The following is a 6,000-nucleotide window of genomic DNA, read 5'->3' on the forward strand; positions in this document are numbered from 1 at the left end:
GATTGTAAAAAACGTCGTATTTTGTGAAAGTTTTTTATAAGTTCCTCCCCCAAAAAGCCAAATTCTTGCTACTCAAGAGCAATTTGGCTTTTTGTGTGCAGAGTAGTCATTTTAACTAGATTCAAGATATGAAGTATCAGAAACAATAGATGGGAAAGACAGTGAACTACCCACCACTTAAATTCTAACGAATTAAATCCAAGAGTGTTATAATCATTGTTTGAGCAGTTTGTAAATTGGAGGATAAAGTATGAAAAGAGGGATTGTATTAAAATTATTTATGTTAACAACAGCGTTATGTATGTTGATTTTAACAACCATTTTTGTTGGACAAACGATATTCTTTAAACAATTTTATGCGAATAAAAAAGTGGATGATATCAAAAGAAACATGCAATCTTTTGAAACAGATTATTTAAATAGTAAAGGAAATTCACAAGTCATTCAAAAGTTAGAACAAGATTTCTATCGAGAACATAATACATGGATTACAACATTAGATAGTAATGGGAATTTAAAGAATGTAAATGATTTTTATATAGAAGTAAAATTAGATCAGTCTAAAAATAAAGAAAGTCAATTCGCTAATTCTACAATTACCATACCACTGTATAACTTCAAGGTTGAGGACAATCATGCGAGGAATATTTCAAATGAAATATTCCCTTTAGGAGAAACGGTTACTGTGAGGGGTATAGATAAAAATGATACATTCATTCCTTATTCTTTATTCTTCAGCTCAGCAACTCCAAATTTGATAAATACAACAATAGAAAAAAAAATAAATGAACTTGGAGAAAAACTTAAAAATAAATATAAACCTAAAGATCCCTCTAAAAAAGAAGAGTATTCTGAATATGAAATAGCATATGACAAGGAAATACTTGGAAAATATCTAGAAGGGAAAATTACAAAGGTTCAACTTTTAGGTGAGAAGGAACAATCGAACTTTATTTATACAAATAACTTGTTTATGGAAAGGATACAAGAATTTCAGGCAGACTTATTGCTAAATGAAAAGAATACTAACTATGATTCATTACAAGAAATTAATTATGAGCAGAATGATATTAAATATAAGCTCATAATAAAACCGATAAAGGATAAGAGTGGTGCAATAACATACATTTTTTCAATGACTTCATTGCAGCCAGTTGATGAAGCTGTACAAATGATACAAGAGTATTATGTCTATATTATTATGTTTGTGTTGCTTCTTATTTTTCTAGCTTCTTTTTACTATTCCAAAAAGATTGCAAGGCCCTTATTACAAATAAACAAGACAACCAAGAAAATTGCAAACTTAGATTTCTCGGAAAGGGTTCCCATCATGTCAAAAGATGAAATTGGTGATTTAGCTCAAAATATTAATGTACTTTCAAATACATTACATTCACATATTGAGCAGTTGCAGCAAGACATAGAGAAAGAAAAGCAATTAGAACATACAAGAAAAGAATTTATTTCAGGGGTATCGCATGAGTTAAAGACACCTCTAAGTATTATGAAAAGTTGTATTTCTATCCTAAAAGATGGTGTTGCAAGTCATAAGAAAGAGTATTACTTTAAGGCAATGGAAAAAGAAGTGGATAAGATGGATATGTTAATTGTGGATATGCTCGAGTTAGCAAAATTTGAGTCTGGTACGTATAAAATGCAAATGGATGTTTTTTATATTGACAAAGCCATTACGCATATATGTGAACAAGTATCTTTGGAAATAACAAAAAAGCAATTACATGTTCACACACATCTTGCTGCAACTGAAGTCATTGCAAATCATCGTCGTATGGAACAAGTAATCACAAACTTTATCATAAATGCTATTCGTTATACGCCAGAAAAAGAGGATATTATTATTTCTACAATAGATGAGCCAAGTCGCATAAAAGTTTGCATCGAAAATAAAGGCGCCCATATTGAAGAAGATCAATTAGATAAAATTTGGGATCGTTTTTACCGAGTTGATACAGCACGTCAACGTTCACAAGGTGGAACAGGTCTTGGACTAGCCATTTCAAAAAATATTTTAGAACTTCATGGAGCTGAGTATGGGGTGTATAATACAGTTGATGGCGTGTTGTTTTATTTCTATTTACAGAAAAAAGTGTAGAACTTATGTTCTACACTTTTTTCATTTATTTTGATGGTATCTTTCCCTTTTCCTTAACATAAAGGGAATAGGTTCATTTGTGTCTAAACGTACAAAATTCCCGAAATAATGTAGTGAGTTCTGGTGCAAAAAGATACTATATTATTTAATACGTAGTTGAGTTTCAGCATCAAAGAAATGTACTTTGTTCATGTTAAACACAAGTTGTATAACTTCGCCTGTTTGATAATCATTACGTGTATCTAAACGTGCAATAAAGGATTGATTGTGTAACGTAGCATAAATCATCGATTCGGCTCCAAGTAATTCCGCGACTTCAATTTTGATATTTATAATATAATCAGGCAATGTTTCTAACATACTTGGATTATCATAGATATGTTCCGGACGAATACCAAGAATTATGTTTTTATTTTCATAGCCTTTTTCACGTAGTACTTCTAATTTTTTTTCTGGAATGCTTAGTTTGATATGATCTAAAACAAATTTTCCATTTTCCAATTTTCCCGCAAAGAAATTCATGGCTGGTGAACCAATAAAGCCACCAACAAATACGTTTTCAGGATATTCATAGACTTCTTTTGGTGTACCAACTTGTTGTATCCGTCCATCTTTCATAACCACAAGGCGCGTTGCCATTGTCATTGCCTCTGTTTGATCATGTGTAACATAAATCGTTGTTGTTTGTAAGCGATGATGTAGTTTAGAGATTTCAGAGCGCATGGTAACACGTAGTTTTGCATCTAGATTTGATAATGGCTCATCCATTAAAAATACCTTTGCATCACGCACAATTGCACGCCCTAAAGCAACACGTTGTCTTTGGCCACCAGATAGGGGTCAACATACATGCCCATCAACTTAAGAGATTTTAATACCCCCAAAACGGAAATTTTGTGTATTTTTCTCTTTTTTATTGTTTTGGGGTAACTAGCTCTTTTAGCTTGATAGGCATGCGGCTGAACCCCTAAAATGGTTTTTATTGTATATTTTTGAACGTACGTGCTAAAATATAACCATGAGTATAAAAAATAAAACAAACAACCAAAAAGAAATGTCATTTATTGAAAAAGCCCGTAGAGCTCAGATTGTGGAATGTGCGATTGATACACTTGCTGAAGTGGGTTATGTGCAAGCCTCTTTAGGACAAATCGCTAAACGCGCAAAAATAAGTAAGGGGGTTATTTCTTATCACTTTACAAACAAAGAGAAACTTCTGGAGCAAGTTATAACTGATTATTATATAGCATGCCAGTCCTTTATTTGTTCGCAAATTGAAGCTCAAACGACCCCAAAAGGAATGCTCCAAACGTATATTAAATCTAATCTGAAATTTACAGATGAACATCGTAAGCATGTATTCGCTGTTATAGAAATTGTTTCAAATGAAAGAACAGATGAAGGGAAACTTCGGTTTGCAGCAGATTATGATGAAACTATTTTTCTTCCCATTGAAAATATTCTACGTTTAGGGATGCAAGAAGGAGTGTTTCGAGATTTTTCTGAAACGTCTTTAAGGGTGATAACGTTAACAATCAGGCATGCCATAGATGGATTTAGCCTAGAGCTAATGAGAAATCTCAATCTTAACGTTAAAGATTACACTAAAGAACTTATCACGATCTTTGAGAGGGCAACTCAAAAGTAACGTATCACCCTGAGGAGGGGGGAAGTACGTGATATTTTATGAGGTTATTTGTTTTTGTTGTAAAAATGCATTTCGGGTATATGAAGGAACTGAAAAATATAAGCAATTCAAGAAAAATCCGAAAGTGAAATATTGCTGTGACGAATGTAGTCATAAAATACAACTTGAAGCAATAAAACATTTTTTTAGATAGTGGTGATATCTACTACTCATTTTTGCTAGTATATAATGTTCAATTGCTTCCCATTTTTGTTACGCTAACGGGTACTAATGGGTACTAATGTCCAACATAACCTTAAAATGATAAAACTTTTTTATAAAAATCACATCTATATCAAAACTGTAGAACCCATTTTGATCAATTTTTTCAAAATGGATTCTTTTTTGTTTGCTGTCTAATAAGGATTAGCTGTGTCCTTTTTATCAAACTTTATTACAAAACTAAAAGTCCCCCTTTTCAGGGGATGGGCAAAAACACCCATTATAGTATTCTATATACTTTGCTAATTCTTGCTTAAAATGTTTTATACTTTCAAATTCTTTTCGATACAGAAATTCTGATTTCATGATGCCAAAGAAATTTTCAATCACTACGTTATCGTAACAGTTCCCTTTACGGGACATACTTTGTGTCATACCACATTTATTGAGGGAATGGCGATATTGTTTCATTGGTTCTGGTGCAAATGCTTTAATATACGTGTAAGTAATCTCTAAAACTTGGATATACTGATCCTATTACTCTAGAAAAGGTGTGATTGGTATGGAAAAGGAACATGTATTCAAGTGGAAGCATTATCAGCCTGATGTTATCTTATTAACGGTAAGATGGTACCTACGGTACAACCTCAGTTTTCGTGATTTAGTCGAAATAATGGAGGAACGGGGCTTATCCATTGCTCATACAACGGTTATGCGTTGGGTTCACCAATATGGTCCTGAGCTAGATAAGAGAGTTCGTCGTCATCTTAAGAAAACGAATGATTCTTGGCGAGTAGACGAGACGTATATTAAGGTCAAAGGAAAGTGGATGTACTTATACCGAGCTGTTGATTCCGAAGGAAACACCATTGACTTTATCTTCAGTAAAACAAGAGATCACAAGGCTGCAAAGCGCTTTTTTAAGAAAGCTTTGCAGTCTTTTCATGTTTCTAAACCTCGTGTTGTGACCGTTGATAAAAATCCAGCGTATCCTATCGCTATAGAACAATTGAAGAAAGAACAGCGGATGCTCGCTGACATCCGAATAAGACGAATAAAATATCTGAATAACATAATCGAGCAAGATCATCGTTTTATCAAGAAGCGAGTACGTACCATGTTAGGATTGAAATCTTTTCAATCCGCTAAACGAGTGTTGGCTGGACTGGAAGCGATGAGAATGATTAAAAAAGGACAGACTTTGCAAGGGGAGAAGTCTGTCAAAAAACAAATCAAGTTAATCAATCAACTCTTCGGTCTCACCGCATAGTAGTAGATTTCATTAGGAATCTACACTGCTATTTCTAATCTACATATTATTTGCACCAGAACCCTGGAAAGTGCAGAGTAGATTCCAATAAATGTATTTCAAAAGTAATAACACAGAGGTTTTTCACCTCTGTGTTTCTTCAAATTTTCGTTTTTGAATATATGCTTGAGCATGAATAATTTCTTCCTGAAGTTCTTTTAATTCTTTCATAGATTCTGATTCAATAGTCATGTAAGTAGTAACTAAACTAATCATCATATCCATCTTCTCTACTATATTTTGAATGACCTGTTCAGACTGCTCTTTTTTAGGGTGTTGTATTGCTTTTAATACATCTTCCATATAATTGTTCTTTCTTTGCTGGATATCATAAATAAACTGGTTTGTGTTTGAGTTCAGTTGTTTTTCCTCCATTTTAGATATATTTCTATTCTATCATATTTGAATAGAAAATATTGGATTCCCCTAAATTTACACCTGTCTCATACATCTCCTCAATTATACAAACTAATTCCTTAACGTACAGGGAACTAATCGAAACATGTCAATTTTGTGTCTAAACGTACAATTTTCGTTTTTGATATGGTGACCCCTGGTATAAGGGTATAAAACTTCTCCATATTGATCACGAGTGGTTCGAGCGGCTCTGTTGCAAAGTTTGAAAAAACATAAACCCATTTACAAAATACGGTTATCGTTTAAGAAGTTCTGAATAATTGCTGTAACTCCTTGTACGTCGAAAAAGAGAAGCCTGGAATATGACTTCTC

The 6,000-nt window shown here is 33.1% G+C and carries 5 protein-coding genes and 2 pseudogenes; 4 read left to right on the plus strand and 3 right to left on the minus strand.

Annotation, left to right across the window (positions count from 1 at the left end):
• The first annotated feature begins 250 nt into the window (after window positions 1-250).
• Complete coding sequence (locus AAIE21_RS27940) at window positions 251-2,113, plus strand: sensor histidine kinase (RefSeq protein ID WP_343269694.1); 1,863 nt, start codon at window positions 251-253, stop codon at window positions 2,111-2,113.
• Window positions 2,114-2,254: 141 nt separating this feature from the next.
• Here the strand turns inward: AAIE21_RS27940 and AAIE21_RS27945 are convergent.
• Window positions 2,255-2,950: pseudogene (locus AAIE21_RS27945) on the minus strand (ABC transporter ATP-binding protein); the annotation flags it as partial.
• Between the two features lie 181 nt (window positions 2,951-3,131).
• On the opposite strand from AAIE21_RS27945, the gene AAIE21_RS27950 reads away from it, so the two are divergent.
• Both AAIE21_RS27950 and AAIE21_RS27955 read left to right on the plus strand, forming a co-directional pair.
• Window positions 3,132-3,761: a TetR/AcrR family transcriptional regulator gene (locus AAIE21_RS27950; protein WP_343269695.1), complete on the plus strand. Its 630-nt coding sequence runs from the start codon at window positions 3,132-3,134 to the stop codon at window positions 3,759-3,761.
• A gap of 28 nt (window positions 3,762-3,789) precedes the next feature.
• Window positions 3,790-3,954 carry a DUF2197 domain-containing protein gene (locus AAIE21_RS27955; protein ID WP_343269696.1) on the plus strand — a complete coding sequence of 55 codons (165 nt, stop codon included), beginning with the start codon at window positions 3,790-3,792 and terminating at the stop codon, window positions 3,952-3,954.
• 287 nt (window positions 3,955-4,241) lie between these two features.
• On the opposite strand, the pseudogene AAIE21_RS27960 reads toward AAIE21_RS27955, so the two are convergent.
• Window positions 4,242-4,433: pseudogene (locus AAIE21_RS27960) on the minus strand (integrase core domain-containing protein); the annotation flags it as partial.
• Window positions 4,434-4,524: 91 nt separating this feature from the next.
• Here AAIE21_RS27960 and AAIE21_RS27965 point away from each other — a divergent pair.
• Window positions 4,525-5,232 (plus strand): IS6 family transposase, encoded by a 708-nt coding sequence (locus AAIE21_RS27965; protein ID WP_343269697.1) that lies wholly within the window; start codon window positions 4,525-4,527, stop codon window positions 5,230-5,232.
• A 123-nt stretch (window positions 5,233-5,355) separates the two neighbouring features.
• On the opposite strand, the gene AAIE21_RS27970 is transcribed toward AAIE21_RS27965, so the two are convergent.
• Window positions 5,356-5,631: a hypothetical protein gene (locus AAIE21_RS27970; protein WP_343269699.1), complete on the minus strand. Its 276-nt coding sequence runs from the start codon at window positions 5,629-5,631 to the stop codon at window positions 5,356-5,358.
• Between the last annotated feature and the right edge of the window lie 369 nt (window positions 5,632-6,000).

Source organism: Paenibacillus sp. 102 (assembly GCF_039549175.1).
In the GTDB taxonomy this organism is placed as follows: domain Bacteria; phylum Bacillota; class Bacilli; order Bacillales; family Bacillaceae_G; genus Bacillus_A.